This window comes from Pseudomonas sp. 10S4 (assembly GCF_034344865.1).
In the GTDB taxonomy this organism is placed as follows: Bacteria; Pseudomonadota; Gammaproteobacteria; order Pseudomonadales; family Pseudomonadaceae; genus Aquipseudomonas.
This window is the reverse complement of sequence record NZ_CP133774.1, coordinates 5,051,690-5,074,122: the sequence shown is the minus strand read 5'-3', so window position 1 is coordinate 5,074,122 and position 22,433 is coordinate 5,051,690. Positions and strand designations below refer to the sequence as shown.

At 55.8% G+C, this 22,433-nt stretch carries 14 protein-coding genes, 1 tRNA gene and 5 pseudogenes; 12 read left to right on the top strand and 8 right to left on the bottom strand.

Translation table 11 applies throughout. From position 1 onward, the window contains the following. Positions 1-3 precede the first annotated feature (3 nt). The 4 genes and pseudogenes from RHM58_RS23830 (at position 4) to RHM58_RS23815 (ending at position 6,258) form a co-directional block, all read left to right on the top strand. Positions 4-1,811, top strand: a pseudogene (locus RHM58_RS23830) (hypothetical protein). A gap of 33 nt (positions 1,812-1,844) precedes the next feature. Continuing rightward, positions 1,845-2,900 carry a hypothetical protein gene (locus RHM58_RS23825; RefSeq protein ID WP_322268344.1) on the top strand — a complete coding sequence of 352 codons (1,056 nt, stop codon included), beginning with the start codon at positions 1,845-1,847 and terminating at the stop codon, positions 2,898-2,900. Positions 2,901-3,153: 253 nt separating this feature from the next. Continuing rightward, positions 3,154-4,848, top strand: a complete 1,695-nt coding sequence (locus RHM58_RS23820) for a DUF2599 domain-containing protein (RefSeq protein ID WP_322268343.1) — start codon at positions 3,154-3,156, stop codon at positions 4,846-4,848. A 170-nt stretch (positions 4,849-5,018) separates the two neighbouring features. After that, positions 5,019-6,258 (top strand): annotated as a pseudogene (locus tag RHM58_RS23815) (DUF2599 domain-containing protein). A gap of 850 nt (positions 6,259-7,108) precedes the next feature. Here RHM58_RS23815 and RHM58_RS23810 read toward each other — a convergent pair. Beyond that, on the bottom strand, positions 7,109-7,948 hold the full coding sequence (locus RHM58_RS23810; RefSeq protein WP_322268342.1) for an SDR family oxidoreductase: 840 nt from the start codon (positions 7,946-7,948) through the stop codon (positions 7,109-7,111). A gap of 247 nt (positions 7,949-8,195) precedes the next feature. Here RHM58_RS23810 and RHM58_RS23805 point away from each other — a divergent pair, with 247 nt between their 5' ends. The 4 genes and pseudogenes from RHM58_RS23805 to RHM58_RS23790 form a co-directional block, all read left to right on the top strand. Beyond that, on the top strand, positions 8,196-8,399 hold the full coding sequence (locus RHM58_RS23805; RefSeq protein WP_416195336.1) for a hypothetical protein: 204 nt from the start codon (positions 8,196-8,198) through the stop codon (positions 8,397-8,399). 637 nt (positions 8,400-9,036) lie between these two features. After that, positions 9,037-10,056 carry a substrate-binding domain-containing protein gene (locus RHM58_RS23800; protein WP_201256920.1) on the top strand — a complete coding sequence of 340 codons (1,020 nt, stop codon included), beginning with the start codon at positions 9,037-9,039 and terminating at the stop codon, positions 10,054-10,056. Next, positions 10,044-13,063: pseudogene (locus RHM58_RS23795) on the top strand (EAL domain-containing protein). The gene RHM58_RS23800 and the pseudogene RHM58_RS23795 overlap by 13 nt, the downstream one beginning before the upstream one ends. Before the next feature lie 3 nt (positions 13,064-13,066). Next, positions 13,067-13,417: pseudogene (locus RHM58_RS23790) on the top strand (pirin family protein); the annotation flags it as partial. A 147-nt stretch (positions 13,418-13,564) separates the two neighbouring features. Here the strand turns inward: RHM58_RS23790 and RHM58_RS23785 are convergent. From RHM58_RS23785 to RHM58_RS23775, 3 genes are all read right to left on the bottom strand, one after another. After that, positions 13,565-13,640 (bottom strand) — tRNA-Gly (locus tag RHM58_RS23785). A gap of 63 nt (positions 13,641-13,703) precedes the next feature. After that, a complete protein-coding gene (gene pgsA, locus RHM58_RS23780) occupies positions 13,704-14,264 on the bottom strand; it encodes a CDP-diacylglycerol--glycerol-3-phosphate 3-phosphatidyltransferase (protein ID WP_201196552.1) in 561 nt (186 codons plus the stop codon). Positions 14,265-14,826: 562 nt separating this feature from the next. Continuing rightward, positions 14,827-15,192, bottom strand: a complete 366-nt coding sequence (locus RHM58_RS23775; protein ID WP_201256879.1) for a hypothetical protein — start codon at positions 15,190-15,192, stop codon at positions 14,827-14,829. Between the two features lie 288 nt (positions 15,193-15,480). Here RHM58_RS23775 and RHM58_RS23770 point away from each other — a divergent pair, with 288 nt between their 5' ends. From RHM58_RS23770 to RHM58_RS23755, 4 genes are all read left to right on the top strand, one after another. Next, entirely contained in the window at positions 15,481-16,626 is a 1,146-nt protein-coding gene (locus RHM58_RS23770) for a polymorphic toxin type 44 domain-containing protein (protein ID WP_322268341.1), read from the top strand. Continuing rightward, entirely contained in the window at positions 16,589-17,014 is a 426-nt protein-coding gene (locus tag RHM58_RS23765) for a hypothetical protein (RefSeq protein ID WP_322268340.1), read from the top strand. The genes RHM58_RS23770 and RHM58_RS23765 overlap by 38 nt, the downstream gene beginning before the upstream one ends. Positions 17,015-17,057: 43 nt before the next feature. Next, the gene (locus tag RHM58_RS23760) at positions 17,058-17,471 is read left to right on the top strand and encodes a hypothetical protein (protein WP_416195270.1); all 414 of its coding nucleotides are present in this window, start codon (positions 17,058-17,060) and stop codon (positions 17,469-17,471) included. A gap of 294 nt (positions 17,472-17,765) precedes the next feature. Then, positions 17,766-18,506, top strand: a complete 741-nt coding sequence (locus RHM58_RS23755) for a hypothetical protein (protein WP_322268339.1) — start codon at positions 17,766-17,768, stop codon at positions 18,504-18,506. On the opposite strand, the gene RHM58_RS23750 is transcribed toward RHM58_RS23755, so the two are convergent. The 4 genes and pseudogenes from RHM58_RS23750 to uvrC form a co-directional block, all read right to left on the bottom strand. Continuing rightward, complete coding sequence (locus RHM58_RS23750; protein WP_322268338.1) at positions 18,503-18,991, bottom strand: hypothetical protein; 489 nt, start codon at positions 18,989-18,991, stop codon at positions 18,503-18,505. The genes RHM58_RS23755 and RHM58_RS23750 overlap by 4 nt on opposite strands. A gap of 70 nt (positions 18,992-19,061) precedes the next feature. Next, a complete protein-coding gene (locus RHM58_RS34105; protein ID WP_369125115.1) occupies positions 19,062-19,235 on the bottom strand; it encodes a gp19.5 family protein in 174 nt (57 codons plus the stop codon). A gap of 215 nt (positions 19,236-19,450) precedes the next feature. Then, a complete protein-coding gene (locus RHM58_RS23745; protein ID WP_322268337.1) occupies positions 19,451-20,179 on the bottom strand; it encodes a hypothetical protein in 729 nt (242 codons plus the stop codon). Positions 20,180-20,610: 431 nt separating this feature from the next. Further along, positions 20,611-22,433, bottom strand: a pseudogene (gene uvrC, locus RHM58_RS23740) (excinuclease ABC subunit UvrC).

The window sequence follows — 22,433 nt, the reverse complement described above, 5'->3', positions numbered from 1 at the left end:
ATCATGAGCATCCTGAACGGCCCACGACTGAATTTCTGGGGCGGCATCCGCACGGATGTCAGCTTGCCGAACAACTCCCCGACTATCCCTCAAGGAGAGCCTGACGGCTGGCCGCTCTTCGACCTGACCACCTCGACCCTGGCGCCGGGCGCCCAGTCTTACACCGACGATCAACTGAACGACATGATCAATGCCCCAAACGGCGACTACTACACCGCTGGCGGCTGGAATCACTACGGGCAGCATGTCGTTGATATGCAGAGCGCCTTGATCAGTTCCCAGGGGAATCCGGGCAACATCAGCACGACGGGCGATCAGGTCGGCCAGCCTGTCTATCTGCTCGGTTCAGTGGACCCGGTAACCGGACAGGGGCCTGTTTCCGGCCCGATGATGGTGGACCTGGACCCCACCGCCACAAACACCACCCAGATATTCGTCGGCGGCCTGCAGATTGGCGGGAGCGACAACATCCAGTTGCTGATTCGCGCCAACACGGTCTGCAGCAGCCTGGATGTCAAAAAGAGGATTCTGGAGCCAGAGGATATGGATGCGCCGGGTTCTTTCCGCCTCAGCGGTACGTTTCAGCTGACCTTTCCCCTGAGCAGCATCGTGAGCTGGAACCAGAACAGCAGTGGCCTGCAGTCGATCATTCAGGCACCGGGGGCAACGGGGATCGTCCTGCGCTTCGTCATGTTCGAAATGTGCCCCGAGATGACCACCGAACAACTGGATGCCGATTATGCCGCTGGCAGAAACACCCCCAACCCGAGCATCGGCCGGGTCATCGGCACACTGGCCCCAGCCTTCGCCGACGAACCGATGAACTGCCAGCCGGGCCGGCAACTGGTCAACAAGTACACGAATAGCACCGGCTATGCCGATCTGGGCGACAGTGGCCTCCTGAGCATCGACATGGTGAACGTCATCCCGAAACAAAACTTCAGGGTCGTCAGGGACGACATCACTAGCCCCATCGGACCCAACGCTAATTACGGTCCCGTCACCATTACTGCAGGCGCTACCACCCTGACCACCCTCGACCCGACCAGCAGCCCTTTGTTCAACTACTACGTGTATGGCGGCATCGTCGACCTGCCCCTGAGTTCCAGCCAGCAGCTAGCGGTGCAGAAAAACCCACTGGCCATCAACGCGCCCGACACGGTCTACAAGTCGACGCTTCACGCAACCGAATCGATCTATCGGGTGTATGCCGATCAGCGCAACGTTTATCTGGAGGACCACCCCAATGGCCTGTCGATCACCCTGCAGGTCAGGCATCTGGGCGTTCCGGTCGACAGTGCTACCGAAATCGACCTGAAGGCAACCCCCCTGCTTTATACGATCAACCGCAAAACTGGGACTTCCTCGACTTCCCTGCCTCACTGACCGTAAACACCGGTCAGCTCGCCGTCAGTTTCCCCGTCACGGTAAAACCGGGTACTGCCGCCCAGGCGGGTTTCGTCGCCCTGACCTACACAGTCAACGGCCTTGCAAGTGGCAGCTATTTCACCAGCTTTCGCAAATACGCACAGACCGACTTCGGCATCCCCGCGGGCACCACCATCACCTGGCCGCTGATGTATCCGAACGTCTTGCGTTTTCACTACCTGGCCTTCCCCGCCATGTCTCGTTACATCCCGCTCAATCAGCCCGACGCAATCATGGCCGCCAAGAATCCGATCCTCGCCCGAACCTCGGATGCCTACAAAGGCACCACGCTGTTCATGCCTGTGGTGCGCTCGATGTCTCCCTGCCAGCGCGCACTGCTGCGGGCCTATCTCACGGGTGAACCGTGGCAACCGCCGCAGTAGTCGCGCCCACCCCTTGCCCATGGAGAGAGACCTATGCAAATTCCCGTTCATATCCCTGCGCGACCCAGCGAAACCCTGTGCCCGAGCACCATCATCGCTGAAGGCCTGCTGAACCCCCGCGGCGTCTGTGTGCAAGCCGATGGCAGTCTGCTGCTGACCGAAGCCGGCTCAGGCCTGCCAGACCAGCCCTTCAGCGGCCGTATCAGTCGACTGCGACCGGATCCGTCCAGCCCCGGCGCCTATCTGCCCCGCGAAATACTCGCGCAAGGTTTTCGCGCCATGAACATGCAGGCCCGCATGCTGCGCGATGAAATCATGGGGCTGTCGGACATCGCCTGCGGTGACGGGCGCTGTCTGGTCAGCCAGACCGATTATGTCGAGGGCTCTAAACTGCTGGACCTGCAATACACCCCGCCCGAGCCGGTGTTTCACAGCCGTGGCAATCTGAATGCGCTGTGTTACCACCCGACCCGGCGCAGCTGGCTGGCCGTCAAACCCGATACCAATCAATTGGTGGAGTTCAGCACCGGCCAGAACGAGCGCGTACTGGTCCAATTACCCGAACTGGAGCTGGGCCAGGAAGCCGTGCCCGTGACCCTGGTGTACGAACCGGCGACAGACGCCGTGCTGATCAGCCTGTTCTCCGGAGAACTGCAAGGCGATCCGACCCGCAAGGGCATCGACTTTGCCGACAAGGCAGGCCAAGTGATTCGGGTCTGGCCGGCCAGCGGGCAAATCGACATCCTGATTCGCGGTCTGCAACTGCCTACCGGACTGGCGCTGTGTCCGCAGGGGAACGTGCTGGTCCTGGAGCTCTGCAACCGTCTGCAGCAACCCTTGCCGCCTGACTGGAATGGCGAAGTACTCCATGGCGGCTTTACCCGATTCACGGGTCGACTGTTGAGCTGCAACCTGCAAACAGCCCAAGTGGCCGTGCTCGCCCGCGACCTGGATACCCCTTCCAACCTGTGCGTGTTGAAGGATGCGGTACTGGTGAGCGAAGGCATGGGATTAGCGGGCCGGCCACTGCCTACGCCAGACAACAACGTCGTCCCGTTGAGCGGCAGACTCCGTCGGGTGCAGCTCTGAAAAGCACCTGTCTGGCGCCAGACCTACGCGGGAAAGGGCCGGCTCGGGTAGAAACCGGGGACATCCTTTACAGGGGTGAAATTCACGCTGCCGCTACGGGGTCGCCCCAAACCTATCGTGCGGTCCAATGTCATGGATAGGGTTATGAACCGGGAGGTTGATCTGTGAGCAAGTACTGATTTGACCGGAAGGTCTGAGTTGACTACGTTGATCCGTTAAAGGAAATCATCTCGTGCGACAAGGAGTGTCGATAATGTACCCAGCCGTTCGTTCGTCTATGGCCCTGGCCTGGACCCTGCCCCTGGCGTTCTGTGCAGTTGCCGCCCAGCCGCCGCTCGATCCGCTACAGACCCTGAACCGCATCAACCACAACTACAACGTCCTCAAGGACGCCTGCCAGGAACCCGATACCGGTGCCGCGCGCGGTCACTACTACTGCAGCGGCGTGACCTTGCGTATGGTCAACGACGGGGCATTCAACCCTTGGGACTACAGCCCCTACGCGATCAAGATCGGCGCGACCTCCTACTCCTGGATCCGCAAGGACCTGAGCACCCGGATTCTCATTCACCCGGCCGGTTTTATCCTGCGTACCCCAACCGATGCGGCGGCCTTGAACCTGCCGATCAAGGAACAGGGCTGGACCTGCATCTACGCCTTCGATGGCGGTACCGGGCCGGAGCGCAAATGGTACGGCTGCGGCTTCTTCGACAGCCGCGAGCCACCGCGTGCGGCCCAGGGCGCGATGAACAACCGCAACGCCGCCCTGGCCTACGGCACCTGCGCGGAAGCCACAGTCAGCACCGCCGAGCAATGGACCCAGAAATACACCGGACTGATGAAGGGGCCGATCCAATACAGCCAGTGCTCCTGGAACGCAGAAAAACCGAGTGACTGGAACGCCATGATCCGGGTCCACGAGTCCCGGCCGAACACCACCAACAAGGATCCCTTCGCCTTCAGTGCCCAGGTCAACGAGTTCATGTTGAAGAATGCCTCGGCGACCAACGACGGCAGCGAAAACATGAAGTACATCGATGCCTTCATCTACAACGTCAACAGCACGCAAAACTTCGCCACCCGCGGTGACCAGTTGCCACCGAAACCGGAGGACGGCCTGAACAGCGCGCGCAACTTCCAGAAGAAACTCCAGGCACAGGGCTACAGCGTGCCGGTCCTGCGGCTGGACTTCACCAAGCCGGCGGAGCAGCGTTTCAGCTATGTCGCCGCCGACCAGGCGATAGACCTGACGGTTGCTGGCGGTGCACAGCCGACGCCGGCGAAACCGGCGCCCAGCTACATCGCTGCGGCTACCTGGATCGAGCGTTACGACCCGGGCAGCAAGAAAAACGAATGGACCCTCCAGGTCACACCCACCGCTCAGGGCAAGGCGATCCAGGCCAGCGACCAGGACGCCTTGTACAAGGAACTGTTCGAGCTGCGTGGAGCCGATAGCCAGTGGCGCGACAACGAGAAATCACCGGGCAGCATGCGCCAGCAACTGAGCTGTCTGGTGCAGAACTATCCGGCCAAGACCGAATGGAACCTGGAACCGTTTCGCCCCAATGTCACACCCCAGGAAGCGGCCAAGGCCGGTTGCAATCCGCTGCCGCTACAGGCACCGCAATACATCGCGTCTGCCGATTGGGTCAAGCGTTACGACCCCGGCACCCGCAAGGATGAATGGACCTTGAGCGTGGTGCCCACGGCGGCTGGCCGCGCGTTGCCCAACGAGCAGGCCGGGGCTTTTTACGACCAGTTGTTCACCCTCAAGGGCGCAGATAGCAACTGGCGTGACAATGAAAGTTCCGCCGGCAGCATGCGCCAGCAATTGAGCTGCGTACTGGTCAACTACCGCAGCAAGACGCCCTGGAATCTCGAGCCTTTCAGGCCTGCGTTGTCGGAGAGCGAGACCCGGGCCGCAGGTTGCAACCCAGTGCAGCGTTGAATTTGCGGGGCACTGTGGCGCCCTTGCCGAGGGCGCTGCGGTTGTCCGCGGCAGGTCGCGCAAGTCGTCGGCGAATGAGGCTGGCGCGTGCAACGAACCCTTCTGTTTTCTGTAGCACCGGCATGGACGCCCACGCCGGCTACCGGTTCCAACCACAAGGAAGTAGCCCCATGAAAAAACGTCTGAACAGGATTACGTCATTACTTATATTTCCGTTGCTCTTGCAAACGACATTAGCCAACGCCGAATCATGCGAGGAGACGCTGAAACGGGTTGAAACGTTGTACAACAACACAGTCGATAGTTGCGAGGCAGGATCCGGCGTCGGACTGTTCGGGATTGATGATCCGGGGCACTCACCGAGCCGACCCGGCAAAGGGGCAGAAATGGGATGTCTGGAATCCAAGCCCTAAAGCCAAAGAGCTGGGTACGTTTGCCGCGTCTTTTATGCGTGCCGATGGCATCAGCTATGAAGATCCTGGCATGAGTACGCAGAACGGCTACATCATCACTCCGAGAGATCTGGTACGCGATCCCGAGACTCCGGTGCATGTTTATTGTGCGTTTCCCAACGACGCCTGGACCGATTTTCGAGACGATCGGGGCTGTGGCAACAATAAAAACACCGCCCAGACAGAGGCCGTATGCCAAGCCATGGCACCCCCTATCCTTAGCGCGAATGCCTGGGTTGCGCATTTCACCAAGTTCAACAACGACATCAAGCAAGACCAGTTGCAATGTGGCTTCAATATGCGCAATCCCATGAGCAGCAAGGATCGAGTAGACGCCTTTCGCAACTTCATGGAGGCACGGAAAGTCATCAACACCCGTGAGTTTCAAACCCAGACAGAATTACGCTTGGGTAACCCGAAAGATGACGAACTACCGATTCTGGCTTTTTTCTACAGCGATCAACGTGGCTTGAACGATGCCTTGGCCAATCAGCGGGACTATAAAAACAAGACAGGAAAGGACCGTAACATCGTCAAGATTGATTTCCCAAGAACCCCGACGAGCAAGGCCAGCTTCTCGTGCATCAAAACCACGCCTCCACCCTCGCAACAGTTCTGTGACAAGTACATCGAATCAAGCAGCTGGGCACAACGTCCCGATCCAAAACTCGGACCGAACACCTGGTCGCTCCAGGTGGTGCCTACCGCTTGCGGCCGCGCGATCAAGGATGATCAGACCGACAGAATGTTTGCCGAGTTGTACAACAAACATAAAGACGATCAGCAATGGAGGGCGTACAGCGTCAATGGCGGGTCACTGCGCCGGCAAATGGTTTGTCATCTGGCAGCAACCGTCGACGGCAAGCCTGTCAGGAACAAGCCCGAATGGAACCTTGAACCGGCGCGGCCGTACGTCGACCAAGCCACAGCCGTAGCGCAACACTGTAATCCCTACTGAGGCTTTAAACGGCAAAACCCGATCTGCCGATACCCAGGTATCGGCAGGTTTGCATTTTTACCAGCAACCGGGATCTGGACCAGATTGCCTGGCCCGTGCATGGAGCCAGGGTGTGACAGGTACTCGCAGTCATGTCCGCGGGGCGGCGCTTCACTCGATCAGTTATCACCTCATCTACTCACGCCAAAGTAGAACTGAAAATCGCGTTTCTACGCAAAATCCAGGTCTGCCAACCAGCCGATAAATTTCAGATTCGGCATAGAAACGCAGACTTCAATTTTGGCTCAGCGTTTTTACACACTCTGGGCCAAAAGCAGCCTGTGGGGTGCGCTTAGGAAATCTGGGCAACTCACAATTTTTACTCTTTTCATCCAGGCGACCTGCGATGCCAATCGCCAATACCTCACAGCAAACCCAGCAACAAACTGCCTCCCAACGAACCGCACAAAGCTTAAGACGCCAGCAGTGCTTGATGAATCTCAATAGTAGGAATCGCAACTTCTAGACGCTGGCCGTTAAGCCACCTCCTAGTTTCGCTGACGTCGAAAATCTGGCCCTGCTGCATCAAGGCCAATATGAGTTCGTCCGAGATGCGATAGCGTCCGCAGTCCAGGCAGTCTCTTTCTTCCCAAGGGCCAGAGCATTGAATACGTTCAGCGATACCTATACAGATAAGACAATTCATCGCGATCACCCTTTTTATAGTTGTACCCGACCGGTCAGAGGCCGCCGTCGATGGCACGCCCGTTGACAAACAGTCGGGGTGCCCGAAGAAAATCTGCATGATTAGGAATAATTGAAGGCAAGGGATTCCGCACGTTGCGAGCGCCCCCTTACCCTTTCATAAATGTCAGACAGGCGTGCCAGGCTCAATGTCATACGCCTTCTGAACAAGTTCAGCGCGCTTACCTAGTCCTTCCCTGCTCTTGCGGGTCCAAGCGGAGTCGATCTGCTTACGTTGCTGATCAATAATTTCCTTTGGCTCAACATTCCGGTAAGTGTCGACGGTGCCGGTGATAACACCGATGGTAGTTTCGAATACCGGTTCCGGATCGTACTGTTCATGCGGGAAAGCTAGTTTGTTGTAGTCGAAGAGACGCGTGGAAGGATCGTCCTGCCAAGTTTTCCACGTCTCAAACATACGATCATTGAACCCGGTCAGGAACGGCCCTGGGTTCACTGTTGCCACCTCGATACCAAACTCTCTGAGTTCAAGACCCATCGCTTCTGCAATAGCCTCCACCGCGTGCTTGGAAGACGAATAAGCGCCAGCGAATGGATCGGCTGTAAGGCCTGCGACTGAGGACATAAAGACAATCTTGCCCTTTTTCTTCAACACCATCTTCTTAGCAATCAGTTGAGTCAGCATCAGCGGGCCGACCACATTGACCTCGTACTGACGACGCAAATTTTCGGCAGGAATATCAACTGTCGCTCCGCCTTCTGAGATACCTGCATTGTTTAGCAGCACGTCCACATCCCACTCAGCAGCTTTTAGCCGGTCGCCTTCGTGTGTGACGTCGAGCTTCTCGACACGAAGACTCACCCCACGACGCTTCGCTTCTTGTTCGAGTGAATGCACCTGGGCCACGACCTCGACTCCGGCGATGACATCCAGCCCTCTCTTGGCGAGTCTGAGGGCTACTTCATAGCCAAACCCTGTACCTGCTCCCGTAACGAGCACTCTCATGATTTTCTCCTGGATGGTGATATTTAAGAGGTAGCCGAACGAGGAGTGCGTTTCGTCAGCACATGATTTATCTGTCTGCGATAAAGGAACACACGTTCAACAAATCTAATCATTCCCGGACGAGTGGTTACGGAGTACGTCTCACGAAAAACTCTGAATCATTCGTCAATATCACCCTCTATCTTTTATTCTCGGAGAAATTTAGGGAGTAATTTTGAGCTACCTGGATTGGGTTCAATGGCCTGCGATGCTGGTAACGGTGTTTGCAGCGTGGCTTATCGGGTCTCAACGACCCGCAAGGCGGATGACAGGGTTCGTATGCTTCAGTTTGAGCAATTTGCTGTGGGTGATTTGGGGGGTGTACGTAGAAGCCTATGCTCTCATCGTCTTGCAGATTTTCCTTTTTCTAATGAACCTTCGCGGGTTCAAGAAGAACCTCGACGTAAACTAGGTTTATCCATCAAGGTCAGGTGCTTTCAGGTACTAAACCGTACCTCTGTGCTTATGTGGACACCTTAAGACTGGAGATTGAGACAGTCCTCTCTAGCCGCCTGCCGAACTTTCCTGAGAAACGGCCTCAGGGATAGTTTTCGCAGAAAGCGGCGGAACGAATGTACAGATCGCGATCTTTTCCTCGGAACAGCCCAACAAATCACACACAAACAAAAACGCCAGGTGCCGTTTTTTTGCCTGGCGTTTGTGCAAAGTCGAAGCCTTGTAAAACCACTCAATGTAGTCAACGATGCAATTGGCCTTCGTCCCTTGTTTTGTGCCATGGCACCCTGCCCTATTTCCTGAATATTCAGGACTAAATTCGAGCACGTCACCCACAAACGACCTGATGACAGCAGAACCGACTATTCTTTCGGACAGTGAACGCTGCACTCTTGGCAAAAAGGGACACCATGCCAGACTATGATCGCGCCATCGGCTCCAGCCCCGGCTTCACATGCGGTGATCGAACCTATCTGATCAAGCCCAGGCGACTCTGGATGGCCTCAATTGCGGTTTTCTGTCTTTTCACAGCAACTCCCGGATACAGCCAGAACCTGCCAGCCGCAGCGGGTGCCGAAAACGCCACGGTTACGGTGATTCAAGCGCAGGAAATCGTTTCCAGGGCCACCCTCGAAGCCGTTCGCTGGAGCGGTCCTGAATCTGGTCCGCAAGCCCAACGAGGCAAGAGCATCGCCTTTGTCGCAGAAGATTTGCGTAACGGAGGAATTGTCGGTGTCGCGCAGGGCGCTCGCGAGGCAGCCAAGGCGATGGGCTGGACGCTGAAAATATTCGATGGCGCTGGATCATCGGCCGGGCGTGCAAAGGCCTTTTCCGATGCCTTGGCGGCGAAACCCGACGGCCTCATTCTGTGCGGCTCCGACGCCCTTGAGAACAATGCGGCGCTGATGCTCTTCGCCAACAGGAAGGTGCCGGTGGTTGGCTGGCACGCCGGGGCACGACCCGGGCCGATTGACGGCACGCCAGTGGCCATGAACGTCACGACCGACCCGATAGAAGTGGCGCGCCTCACGGCCATGGCGGCAGTGGCACAGTCAAACGGACACGCCGGCGTGGTCATCCTGACTGACTCCAAGTACAGCATCGCCATGGCGAAAGCCAAGGCCATGGAAGACGTCATTCGGGCCTGTCGGGAATGTACGTTACTGGAAGTACGCGATGTCGCGATCTCCGAAAGTAGCGAGAAGATGCCGGCGATCACCAAGGAGCTGCTTCAGCGCTATGGCAAGCGCTGGACCCACACCCTGGCCATCAACGATATCTATTTCGACTACTCGATTGCCTCATTGACCAACGCTGCAATACCCAGTGACGGCATCAGTCTGTTGTCTGCCGGTGATGGCAGCGCTTCGGCTTTCTTGCGCATACAGGCAAAAACCTACCAGACCGTCACCGTGGCCGAGCCGCTCAACCTGCATGGCTGGCAAGTGATAGATGAATTGAACCGGCTGTTTGCAGGTCAGCCGGTGAGTGGCTTCGTAGCGCCGATTCACCTAGTCAATGCCGACAACATCGCCTTCGACGGCGGGAAGAAATTCCAGTACGACCCTGACAATGGCTATCGAGACATCTATCGCCACCAATGGAATCCCTGACATTGGACGTTACTTCCCGACTCGGACGCTGGCTATTGCCGCAATCGCTACGCGCGCAGTTCACGCTGGCGTTTCTGACGCTGGCGCTGCTGATCCTGGCGGGTGGTGCAACTGCGGTCTACGCGTTGCGCACGTCAAACAGCGCCACCCGCCAGCTGACAGATGAACGACTGGTCCGCATGCAAAATGGGCAAGACATGCTGCAGCGTACCTTGCTGATCGAACGCCAGACCGATCAGCTTTTGACAACCCGCTCCCCCGACGCCCTGCGTTCAAGCTATGCGGCGACCGTCGAACAGCTTGAAGCCCTTGATCAACTGGTGCAGCAGCTGACTGCCTCGAACAGTGGCGTGGCGATACTTGACATGTACCAGTCGAGCCAGATGTTCCGCAACACCGCCAACATCGTTGCGCAACTGCGAGAAAGCCTGCTGCAAACCGAGGTCACCTTCGAGCAAACCCTGAAGGAGCATACCGCCCGGTTAACCGCGACCCAGACCCGCGCCAGCCTGGAACTGGCGGTGTTACTTTTCGATCTGCCGCAGGCTGTTGACAGTGATGCCGTGGAACGGCTGCGGATCCGGTATGAGCGCCTGTCAGGCACCGCAGGCAAGTTACCCAACGCTGACGTGCAGACGCCTGATCTCTTCTCTCTGCACCTGAGGCTCATCAATCAGCGCAACGTCATACAGCGCTTCAATGAAGAACTGAAGAATGAAGCCGGGGTTCTGGTCGCGGTGGCCCGTGCGCAATCCAGTGCTTACACCGAAGACTATCGCGAAGCTGTGCAGCGTCTGGTCGAGGCCTCCAATCGTAGCCAGCAATGGGTGCTGATCATGTTGGGTGCCAGCCTGGTGTTCGCCTGGTTCGTGACCCGGGTCTTCATGGGCCGTCATGTGCTCGTGCGCCTGAATGAAATAAGCCGGCAATTGCGTCAGGAGCACACGGACAAAACGCATTTAGTGATGGCAGAGCATGGGAAGGACGAGATCGGCAACATGGCGAGTGCGGTGAATCAATTCCTTAAAGACCGACTTCAGCTGGAAAAAGAACGGTCCAATTGAGTATCGCCACAGAGCGGCTCGCCGTACAAAACAGCCGATTAGAGCAAGAAGCCATCATCCGCGCCGGACAAGGTCATGTCCTGGAGCTAATTGCCAGGAGCACCGAGCTTGCAGAAGTCCTCGACAGCCTGGCTCACCTGGTTGAGTCCCAACTGGAGGGGATGATGGTGTCCATCCTGGTACTGGATGAGGATGGCAAGCACCTGCTGCACGGGGCTGCCCCCAGTTTGCCGAAAGCCTATAACCAGCTCATTGACGGGATTGCGATCGGTCCTAACGTCGGTTCATGCGGCACTGCGGTGTATCGACGAGAACCGGTCATCGTCACGGATATCGAGCTGGATCCGCTGTGGGAGGCGTACCGCTCAGTTGCTGCGCCCTATGGATTTCGCTCCTGCTGGTCAACGCCGATTCTGTCCCATGAGCGAAAGGTATTGGGTACGTTTGCCTTGTATTCCAACACCGTACGCAGCCCTCGCGCGACCGAGACGCGACTGATCGACATGGCGACACCTCTTGCCGGCATTGCGATAGAACGCCAACTTACCGAAAAGCGCATTCGCTATATGGGCGACCATGACGCACTGACTGGGTTGCCGAATCGCACACTGCTCGAAGACCGTCTCAAGCAGGCAATACTTTATGCTCAGCGCTACGACCGCCTGGTGACGGTGGTGTTTCTCGATCTGGATAAATTCAAACTGGTGAATGACAGCCTTGGGCACAGTGCTGGAGACGAACTGCTGAAAACCGTCGCCCGGCGCATGCAGGAGTGTGTACGCCGCACCGACACCGTCGTGCGACTGGGTGGCGACGAGTTTGTGATTATCCTGTTCGACCAGCCCTCAGACCTCGACGGCGTTACTCCAGCCCTGCACAAAATCCAGGAAGCCATCCTGCGGCCGATTCAGCTCAGCGGACATACACTCCACGTCACCTGCAGCATGGGGTTGGCCACCTACCCTGCCGACGGCAGCGATACCGACACGTTGCTCAGCAACGCGGACGCCGCCATGTACCGGGCCAAGGAGTTGGGTCGCAACAGTTACCAGTTCTATACGAGCGAGATGAATAACAAGGTTCAGGGCAAGCTCGCCATGCAAGATGGGCTTCGAAACGCACTCAACCATGACGAATTCCTGCTGCTGTACCAACCACAGGTGGATTTGCAGTCAGGTCAGATTATCGGCGTAGAGGCACTGATCCGCTGGCAGCACCCCGAGCTCGGCATGGTGTCTCCAATCAAATTCATTTCGCAGGCCGAAGAGACCGGGTTGATTGTGCCCATCGGCGACTGGGTGATTCATACCGCGTGCAGACAGAACAAGGACTGGCAGGATGCGGGTTGGCCACCGATCACCATGTCGGTGAATATTTCAGCACGCCAGTTCATCGAAAGGGATCTGATCGACCGGGTGAGGCATGCCTTGCAAGAAACCGGACTGGACCCGATGTACCTTGAGCTGGAGCTGACCGAAAGTCTGATCATGCAAGACCTTCAGCAAGCCATCAGCAAAATGAAAGAACTGCAAACAATGGGGATCAGTCTCTCAATCGACGACTTCGGCACCGGCTATTCCAGCCTCGCCGCATTGAAAAGCTTCCCGATCGCAAGACTCAAGATCGACCAGTCTTTCGTGCGCGATCTGCCCGACAACGAGAACGACAAAGCCATCGCCACCGCGGTGATTTCATTGGGACACAAACTGAACCTCAAGGTCATTGCCGAAGGTGTCGAAACCGAAGAGCAGCAAACCTTCCTGCGTGAAAACGGTTGCGATGAAATTCAGGGCCACTTTTTCAGCAGAGCGGTCAGCGCAGAGGAAATCAGTCTGTTACTGCGTACACCCCGGCTGCTTCAACCGAGCCACATTGCGAGCCCTGACTTGGCAAAGCGAAAACGCGATGTAAAACGCCCAAGCAGTCCAATGCCCGGGCATTAATGACATATTGGCCTGTCTACTCTGACCTACTTGCTCGAAGGAGAAATCCGGCACAAGGACAGCCTAGGCTCGGATCAATGGGTGAAACCGAGTGACGTCAGCGGGATGATGGCCGGCAGCGCGATCGCCCATGTCGAACGTCCCCCCAAATCACTCATGGCCAGCGGCTTTCGCATGCACAGCTTGCAAATCTGGCAGGCCTCGCCGAAAGAACATGAACAAGGCCACGGCTATTACAGCCACTACTCGACCGAGCCCCTGCCCTTCAGCGATAACCTTGGAGTGAAGATCCGGATAATTGCCGGTTCAGGCTTTTGCCTGGAATCACCGGTGCCGGTGCGCTCCCCTACGCTGTAAGCCGAATTAAAAATCGCGACTGGTAGTGGTTTCGAGTGGAACTTACTGAAACGAAAAAAGAGACCGAAGCCTCTTTTTACAATGCTGACAATAAAATAACGCGCAAAAAAAACGCCACTCATTGAGTGGCGTTTTTTCTGTATTTGGAGCGGGAAACGAGACTCGAACTCGCGACCCCGACCTTGGCAAGGTCGTGCTCTACCAACTGAGCTATTCCCGCGTCTTGGTGTGGCGCATTCTATAGAATCCAGAAGCCCCGTCAACCCTTTGATTCAAAAAAGTTTTATTTCTTTTCTACGTCGGTCTTCAGATGTGGCCAGGCAGCCCGCAGATATTGGACCATGGACCACAATGTCAGGCCTGCCGACACCAGCAACAAGGCGTAACCCACCAGGACCCAGAAGCTGAAGTCCGACGGATTGGCCAGCAGGATCACCAGCGCCAGCATTTGCGCGGCGGTTTTCCATTTGCCCAGGTTCGACACGGCGACGTGAGCACGGGCGCCGAGTTCGGCCATCCACTCTCGCAACGCCGAGACGACAATCTCGCGACCAATAATGACCGCTGCCGGCAGCGTGAGCCACAGATTGCCGTGTTCTTGCACCAGCAATACCAGCGCGACAGCGACCATCAACTTGTCAGCCACCGGATCGAGGAAAGCCCCGAACGGTGTGCTTTGCTCCAAACGGCGAGCCAGGTATCCGTCCAGCCAATCAGTGGCAGCGGCGAATGCGAAGACTGAACTGGAAGCCAGATAGCTCCATTGGTACGGCAGGTAGAACAGTAAAATGAAGATCGGAATGAGCAGGACGCGTAGAACGGTAATCAGATTAGGGATATTCATCGGCACAACTGGCTACGAGGTGAGTTGGCATTCTACTTGAAAAGGACAGGCAATGAGGCGTGTTGGCCCATTCTACGGGCTTCTTTCGGGCCATGTCTAACACTGTTCTAACAGAGTTCTAACACTTTGTGGCATCTCAGAGGCCCTCATCCAGAGGCCTGCGCGGGCACGGTAAGGACCCATGCAGACGCGCGATAAGGCTCAGGCGGGGGCCTACGGGGGAACCTGCAGCTATTAAAGCATTGAGGTGTTGTCTCCCAAAATTTCGCTATTTTCTGGGTAGCCTTCATCAGGACCCAAGACAGCCTCAGCAGGTAGCTGGCCGTAATAGCTATCGGTAAGGGCCGTGGAGGTCTTCCAGAGCTTGCCGCATGACGCCCACCAGCGTATTCAGAGCAAGCGACAATGTGTCTCGCTCCTGCCGACGCAGCGGGCGAGTGAAATGGAGCAGTTGCTTCCGCATAGGTGGCAGCCGGTTTAATTACGCAAGACGGGATGCCCGGACACATACGAAGCGTGCCTGTTTCGGACAGGAAAGGCACCACGACAAGTCATAGTAGGGCTATTGCTTGGAGGGTTGGTCTGGATGGGTTTTCTTCCACTGGCGATAGCCCATTACAACCGTGAGAAACTCTTGCTCCCTTTGATCGTTGCTCATGCGCTGATGAGCAAGCATGTTCCGCTGCGTATCGTTCTCAAGGGTCGTTTTGAAAGCTTCGGTGACGGTTTGATATTCCTTCGCACATCGCAGAGACAGGGCTATGGCCACCGTTCCCGCGTCAGAAACACCATCATCAACAGTTGGAACCATTGCGCTCGCACAAGCATTTTCGACTTTCAAAGCATCCATCAGTTGCGGTGCAAGTTCAGCATTTGCTGATTCGGCCGTAAGAACAACCATAGTCAAAATCAGAAAGCGAAATTTCATGGCTTTTCCCTGTTATTCAAAGCGCTTGGACACGAGCCTAAATATACACTGTAGTGATCAACTAATCCCGGACACGACGTTAAGTTTTTTCTCGGCCTGAGCTGGCGCAAGCACCACGGCAACATCACCCATCACAGCCACCAAGTAGAACGCAGACGACATCTCCAAGGCCTTCGACCAACATTAGGATTTCTCCTACAGACCCGCCCTTCTCTTTCCGGTAGCCTTCCGCGAGCCAGCATAAAACTGGTTCATGACCATGGACGAAAGACGCAAGGACGATGCTCAATGATTTCTTCTGCTCGATTGGGTGACAAACACGTCTGCCCATTGCCAGGCCACGGCACCACCCCTATTGCCTCCGCATCCGCTGATACCAACATCAACTTCATGGGCTCTGCTCGTGTCGGCGATACCTGTGGATGTGGCGCGGTCATCACTACAGGCTTTCCTTCTATACAAGTGAACGGTCGCCCCATGGCCCACTTAGGGAGCCCTACCAGTCACGGCGGGACAATCATCACGGGGTCAGGCGACGTCGGTGGTGGCTTTGTCATGGGTGACGCTGGCGGTGCAACCATCATCAACTTTATGGCCCTCGGAGCATTCCGGCCAGATGGCACTGTGGACGACGAGAAGATGGCGACCTTGTTGGCCGACCCTAAGCTCACAGAGAAAGCCACAGCGGCGAACGCTTTGGTAGATCCCAAGGCAGCCTCAAAACAGCCAGAGACGAAGCCTGAGCCAAAAGCGGAACCTGTCGTTTGCAAAGACCCTGACATGATGGAGAAGGTGGCGGACTACATCGCGGACGAGATGAATCGCAATATTCATCACCCTTCCGTTTTAAAGATGAAAGAGCTGCTCAGCTATGACGTTGCCAAAGAGACCCGCAAGCAAATGGATCTGCCTTGGTATGCCCAAGTTGGCGCGACGAGCCCTCAAGCTATTGGCGCTGCGAATGGCGCGGCTGCAATGGCGATTTGGACTGAACGTGTTGGGCAGAAGCGGGATTGGGACCACAAGCCGAAAATCTATGCGAGGTTCGGCGATTATTACCAAAAGCAGGGTAAATACGACTATTTCTATGATATCTGGTCGAACATCCACTACGGCTACGTCGGACGAGCTGGCGGCCTTTCCGAAAGCGTGTTGGCCGACGGTGCCGGTGTTGAGCAGATTGCCTCGGACTCCATCCGAAAGGTATTTGATTGGAAGAAACGTCGGGGACCTCATGCAACCCCAGGTGTCGATGGGATGAAGGCTTACGACGATGCACCGGATCGGATATCGATTGGCATCGGGATCGAACTATTCGCTGAGCATCCTAACGGAGGCATCACCGCCAAAATGATCATGGAGAAAGTTCTTGCAGTTAAACCAGAGGATTGGGGCGATGGCGTTATTGTCCACGTTTGCAAGAAAGCTGAGTAAGGGGAAGGTAGTAGTGCTCTGCCTCCTCGCATTACTTGTATTTTGGTATGTAACGCTGCCGCGAGTAGTCGTCAATTACCCCAAGGATGGCAAGGAGGAGCTGCGCTATATCTGGAACACCCAGCACCGTATCGACAAAGGGGGCATGCTCCCCGGTGAAGGGACAGCAGACATCGGCCACATTTTTCCTGATAAGGACTTCTTCATGATGTTCGATTGGTGGTCCGACAAGAAGCTTCGGAGGTGTATCGACATCACGCCTAAATGGGGGACAACGACAGAAATCAACCTTGATGAAACAGGGAGGATCGACACTGCAAAAACTTCCTCTGACGTTATTGCTCGTTTGAAACCTTGCAAAGGCGAACTGGACCCTTTCCGACCCTAAGGTGCCCTACCAGTATCACAAGAATGGGGAGCAGGCTTCATTGATGATCAATGCGAGAAAAATTAAGTTCCGTCATGCAGTTCTATTCGTCTTAGTAGCTCTGTTGCTGTTTTGGTACGTGGCGACCCCACTCATCCGTGTCCATTACTCCAAAGAGGGCACAGACGAACTTCGGTTAATCTGGAACACGCAGCACAATATTCATAAAGAAAGGATGCTTCCGGGGCAAGCCACATTTGATAATGGGCATATTTTCCCCAATGAGGACTTCTTCATGATGTTCGATTGGTGGACTGACAAGGGTTTCCAGAGGTGCATCGACATAACGCCAAAATGGGGGAGCGCGTTAGATATCTACCTCAATGGAGCAGGTCGCATCGACACTGTTCAAACCTCTCCTAACGTTATTGCCCGCTTGAAGCCGTGTGAGGGTGATGCTGATCCTTTCCGCCCCTAAGGAGCCCTGCCAGCACCACGGCAAGGTCACCCATCACAGCCACCAAGTAGAACGCAGACGACATCCCCAAGGCCTTCGACTAAGCAGCCCTACCGTCCCATCTCATTGGACCAGTCCCGTAGTGGCTCTTGTTGGTTCGTTCAAGGTGATAAGGCTCAGGCGCGAGGGCCTACAGGGGAACCTGGCACGTATGGGTAGTGAGGTGGTCATTCAGATTTTTCTGTCAGATTCTCAAAGGGCGGAATCAATCTGACGCTACGCTACAAGTTCCATATCACTGATTCGGGGTCATAAATGGCACGCACGACGAACCGAGAGCTTGAGGAAAAACGCTTTAATTCGTTTCGCCAACACTATGCACTGCCGCCCGGAACCATCGAACACAGTGACAGACCAGATGTACTCATTCGTGGTGAAGGCGCGAAGAAAATCCTCGGTATAGAGATAACAGAGCTTTACAAAAAAGACGGTGAGGACTCCGACTGCGAACAGAGACAAGCCAAAATGCGGCGCAATGTCATTGATAGAGCAGAGAAAATCTATCACTCGAGAGGTGGACGGAAAATTTGTCTACATATTGCCTTCGATCCTAACTATCCGATTCTCAGTAAGGACCACGTAGAGCAGACCGCTGAGCGCTTGGCTCTCTTCGCTTTGGAAATCTCGACTCACAGGGATTTTTACACGGGATACAGCCCTGTCGAAGCGGCTCCTGAGATTAGCTACCTCCACCACGACGGCAAGGAGTACCCCCTCAGTAACTGGGAGATCCCGCAAGTTTATGACGTGCCAGCGCTGTTAGTTGAGCGAGTAAAGAAGGTGGTGAGGGATAAATCCGCGAAGGCCCTGGAGTATCAGAACTGCGAGGCTTTATGGCTTCTAATTATTGTCGATTTTTGGGAGCCCGCTCAGGATCAGGACATCCGTTGGCCCACAGAGGAGACCGTAGGGCAGACCCCTTTCGAGCGAATTCTCATCTACAAAACTGTCTTCAATGAGGTGGTTGAGGTAAGTCAGCGCAGGGTGGATATCTAAGGAACTTCGTTTAATAAGGTGGGGTTTGCCTCGTAGACTGCTATCTCAGCATTCACACTCTTTTCGACCGCTCGGATAAGCTCTTCTATCTGAGGTAGCTTTCTGAGCAGTGCTGCATAGTCGTACCCCTTGAAGGACATCCCATAGGCTCCTGAAGGAACGAAGCTAATCCCCACGGCTCTTGGTTTGTAGTAACTCAGGTCCGTGTGCGCGAACTGCTGCATTCGAAGCCTTTCGAGTTCCTTGTGCAGTGGCAACAGATGCTTAGGGACACGTTTCTTCGTGGTAAGCATATGCTTGCGCTTGTTGCCTTGATCTACTTTGTTCCCAGAGAAAGGCCGCACATATGTGACCGTTAAATCTCGTAGCAAAGCGTATTGGACATCAGGCCGCTTGTAGCGCCGAAGGACCTTGATCGAGTGCAGCGCCGTGTTTAGGTCAATCGAGTACATTCGAAGAAAGTAATATGATTCTTGGATGTCCAATTGCAGTCACTCTCCTGCCAACCTTTCGGCGAGTCTATCAGAGGCCGCATCCGCAAGGACAACGGCAAGGTCACCCGTCACAGCCACCAAATAGAACGCAGACGACATCCCCAAGGCCTTCGACCAAAGGACCACCTTGAGCAACTCCCAGAGTGACAAGGAGTAGACCAAGAAATCGGTAGGTGACACGGTGGGTAGCCAGAGTGCGGAGTACAGCAACACAGGTATTCCACCGTGTAGTCATCGCATAGCCCTCCTTGAGCTGTAGGTTTGGTAGTGTTGATAACCACCCTCTCACAGAGCCTTTAAGGAGCCTTAAGGGGTCAACTGTAGTAAGAACCTTAAGTCCCCTCTGGTTATAGTGAGGACTTTTGGAGGCCTTATAGGCCGGGCCTCTCAGAGGTGGCCATTCTAAAAAAATAGGGAACCCGTTAAGGTCCCCTTTGAAGTCACGGCGATTTACTTCGTGGTGTCGATGCCCCACCGCTCAAACATCTCAACGGTCGCTCGCTGGCTCACAGGATCGTTGGGTATCAACCCCCGGAATCCGTTGAAGACTCCCGTTCGGTATTGCTGGGCCATATCGGGACTGTTAATGGTTCCTGCAAGGCCTGCAAGGTTGTAGCCGACCTGCGCAGCACTGCTAACCAAGCCAGCCGCTGGAACCTGCTTCAGGGCACCTGTAAGAATCTCACCGGGCTTGTCGATGTCGCTCAGACCATACAACCATGCTTTCTCCTTTGGGTCCCTCTTGCGAGCTGCCTCAGGAAGAATCGAAGTTCGCACCATCGCCGCCTGATCAAAGCCCAATGGTGCAGCTACGATGTTAGCCAGGCCAAAGGGAGTTCCGAGGTACGACCCACGAGTCAGAGCCGCATAGGCAATCATGTTGGGATCAAGGGCGTCTTTTAGGTACTGCTTCCGGCTATGTGTAGGCATCATCTGAGCTTTCAAGTAGGCAGTAGAGGCGTAGAAGCTCCCGCCAGCCAGGGCCGACAGAGCTGCTGTGTAGGTCTGATCCATCACCCGGCCATTCATGCGGGCCTCATTCACACCGCGCATCAGGCGCTCATTGAGCGACTTCACGAGAAAACTCTTGAACTGCATGAGCATCTTCACACCTACGCCGAAAGCTTTGGTGTCGAGGTTGGACACTTTGTGAGGACGAATAACCACTTCGTCAGCCATGCGATCAGCCAGACGCCACAGGCGATTTCATTGAGGTCAGAACGCACATCCGCATAGATTCGACCCGAGCCGCCCATCTGGTCCCAAACAGAGCCAGTCTGTAGGACGCCTTCCGCAATGTCTTGAAGATGCCCCTTAAGCTCAGGCCAAGTCTTTTCGGGATTGTCGAGGTGGAACGCTCTGAGTGTGCCAAGGAGATGTGAAGCCGTAGCCAATGCGGTTTGCCTGTGGGTTGTCTTGAGGGAGATTGTGCAGGTTCTCTTCGAGCCCATTGGGCGGACTCTGAGGGTGTACCGACCTTGACGCCTATACAGATAGGGACACGCAAGGTCTAACACTGTTCTAACACTTTGGGTCGTTGAGGTGGTGTGCAGCATGGTCAAACCCCTGAATTCATTGGGTTAAACCTCATGTGTCACCAAGTAGGCATTCTACTCGCTGTGCAGATTTGCATAAATCGACTCAGCGAGCTTTTTACTGATCCCGGGTGCTTTGGCGATCTCTTCGATGCTGGCACGAGACAGCTCCTGCAATCCACCAAAATGTTTCAACAAATCGCGCCGACGTGTCGGCCCGACACCCGCAACGCCTTCAAGCGTTGAGGTACGACGGGTTTTCCCCGCCGCGCCCGGTGCCCGGTAATGGCGAAACGGTGGGCTTCGTCGCGAATCTGCTGGATCAAGTGCAGCGCGGGGGAATCACCGCGCAGCGTGAATTCATGTGCAGCGTCATTCAGGTACAAGGTTTCGAAACCGGCCTTGCGCGTCGCGCCCTTGGCCACGCCCAACAAAATCAGATCAGGCACTGCCAGTTCATTGAGTACGTCCCGGGCCATGGACAGCTGACCTTTGCCCCCGTCCACCAGCAGGATGTCCGGCAACTTGCCCTCGCCGTCCTTCAGTTTACTGAAGCGTCGGGTCAGAGCCTGATGCATTGCGGCGTAGTCGTCGCCGGGTGTCACACCCTCGATGTTATACCGACGGTAGTCAGACTTGATCGGGCCTTCCGGACCGAACACCACGCAGGATGCCACAGTGGCTTCACCGCTGGAGTGGCTGATGTCATAACATTCAAGGCGCTGTGGCGGCTCATCCAGGTTCAGTACTTGCGCCAGAGCATCGAAACGCGCGGCGACATGCTGACGATTGGCCAGTCGCGCGCTTAAGGCTTGCTCGGCATTAGTGACCGCCAGTTGCTGCCAGCGCGCTCGCGTACCGCGCACCCGGTGACTGATGGACAATTCGCGCCCGCGCAGCTCGTCGATGGCGGCGATCAGGACCGGGAAATCATCGTGGACCACGTTGACGATCAACTCGCTCGGCAAATCCCGTTCAGGACTGCTGATGAAGTACTGGCCCAAAAATGCAGCCATGACTTCGGAAACGTCTTCTTCAATACCCACTTGCGGGAAGAAATTCTTGCTGCCCAGTACCCGGCCGCCACGCACGCTGATCAAGTGAACACAGGCGCCGCCCGGATTGATGAACGCGGCGATCACATCGATATCGCCGGTTCCACCTTCCATGCTTTGCTGGTCCTGGACCCGGCGCAGCAATGAAATCTGGTCTCTCAATTCGGCCGCACGCTCAAACTCGAGGTTGATCGCAGCCTCCTCCATCCCTGCAGACAACTCGTCCGTCAGCGCGTTGCTGCGCCCCTCAAGGAACATCACCGAGTGTCGTACGTCCTCCGCATACACCTGCGGCTCCACCAGCCCGACACACGGTGCCTTGCAGCGCTTGATCTGGTATTGCAGGCAAGGCCGCGTGCGGTTCTTGTAATAGCTGTCTTCGCATTGGCGAACGAAAAAGGTCTTTTGCAGCAAACTCAGGCTTTCTCGAATGGCACCTGCACTTGGATAAGGGCCGAAATACTTGCCCTTGGCCTTTTTTGCACCCCGGTGGATGCTCAAGCGCGGAAACTGGCCATCCGATAGAAAGACGTAAGGATAGGATTTGTCGTCGCGCAGCAGAATGTTGTAGGGCGGACGCCATTCCTTGATCAGCGTCTGCTCAAGCAACAACGCTTCGGTTTCATTGGCCGTGATCGTGGTTTCGATCTGGGCGATACGGCCCACCAGCGCGGCGGTCTTGGGCGCAAGCCCGGTTTTTCGAAAATAACTCGCCAAGCGCTTCTTGAGATTCTTGGCCTTGCCGACGTAGAGCAGGCGCGCATCGCTGTCGAACATGCGATAAACGCCGGGGCGTCCGCTCACGGTCGACAGGAAGGCACTCGGATCGAAGACTTCAGTCAT

Bases quoted from the DNA above. Each gene is read 5' to 3' on its own strand.
- RHM58_RS23810 (WP_322268342.1), bottom strand. From the start codon at position 7,948: ATGAGAGTGCTCGTTACGGGAGCAGGTACAGGGTTTGGCTATGAAGTA.
- RHM58_RS23745 (WP_322268337.1), bottom strand. From the start codon at position 20,179: ATGGCTGACGAAGTGGTTATTCGTCCTCACAAAGTGTCCAACCTCGAC.
- RHM58_RS23760 (WP_416195270.1), top strand. From the start codon at position 17,058: ATGATCAATGCGAGAAAAATTAAGTTCCGTCATGCAGTTCTATTCGTC.
- RHM58_RS23825 (WP_322268344.1), top strand. From the start codon at position 1,845: ATGCAAATTCCCGTTCATATCCCTGCGCGACCCAGCGAAACCCTGTGC.
- RHM58_RS23805 (WP_416195336.1), top strand. From the start codon at position 8,196: ATGCTGGTAACGGTGTTTGCAGCGTGGCTTATCGGGTCTCAACGACCC.
- RHM58_RS23755 (WP_322268339.1), top strand. From the start codon at position 17,766: ATGGCACGCACGACGAACCGAGAGCTTGAGGAAAAACGCTTTAATTCG.
- RHM58_RS23765 (WP_322268340.1), top strand. From the start codon at position 16,589: ATGGCGTTATTGTCCACGTTTGCAAGAAAGCTGAGTAAGGGGAAGGTA.
- RHM58_RS34105 (WP_369125115.1), bottom strand. From the start codon at position 19,235: ATGACTACACGGTGGAATACCTGTGTTGCTGTACTCCGCACTCTGGCT.
- pgsA (WP_201196552.1), bottom strand. From the start codon at position 14,264: ATGAATATCCCTAATCTGATTACCGTTCTACGCGTCCTGCTCATTCCG.
- RHM58_RS23820 (WP_322268343.1), top strand. From the start codon at position 3,154: ATGTACCCAGCCGTTCGTTCGTCTATGGCCCTGGCCTGGACCCTGCCC.
- RHM58_RS23770 (WP_322268341.1), top strand. From the start codon at position 15,481: ATGATTTCTTCTGCTCGATTGGGTGACAAACACGTCTGCCCATTGCCA.
- RHM58_RS23775 (WP_201256879.1), bottom strand. From the start codon at position 15,192: ATGAAATTTCGCTTTCTGATTTTGACTATGGTTGTTCTTACGGCCGAA.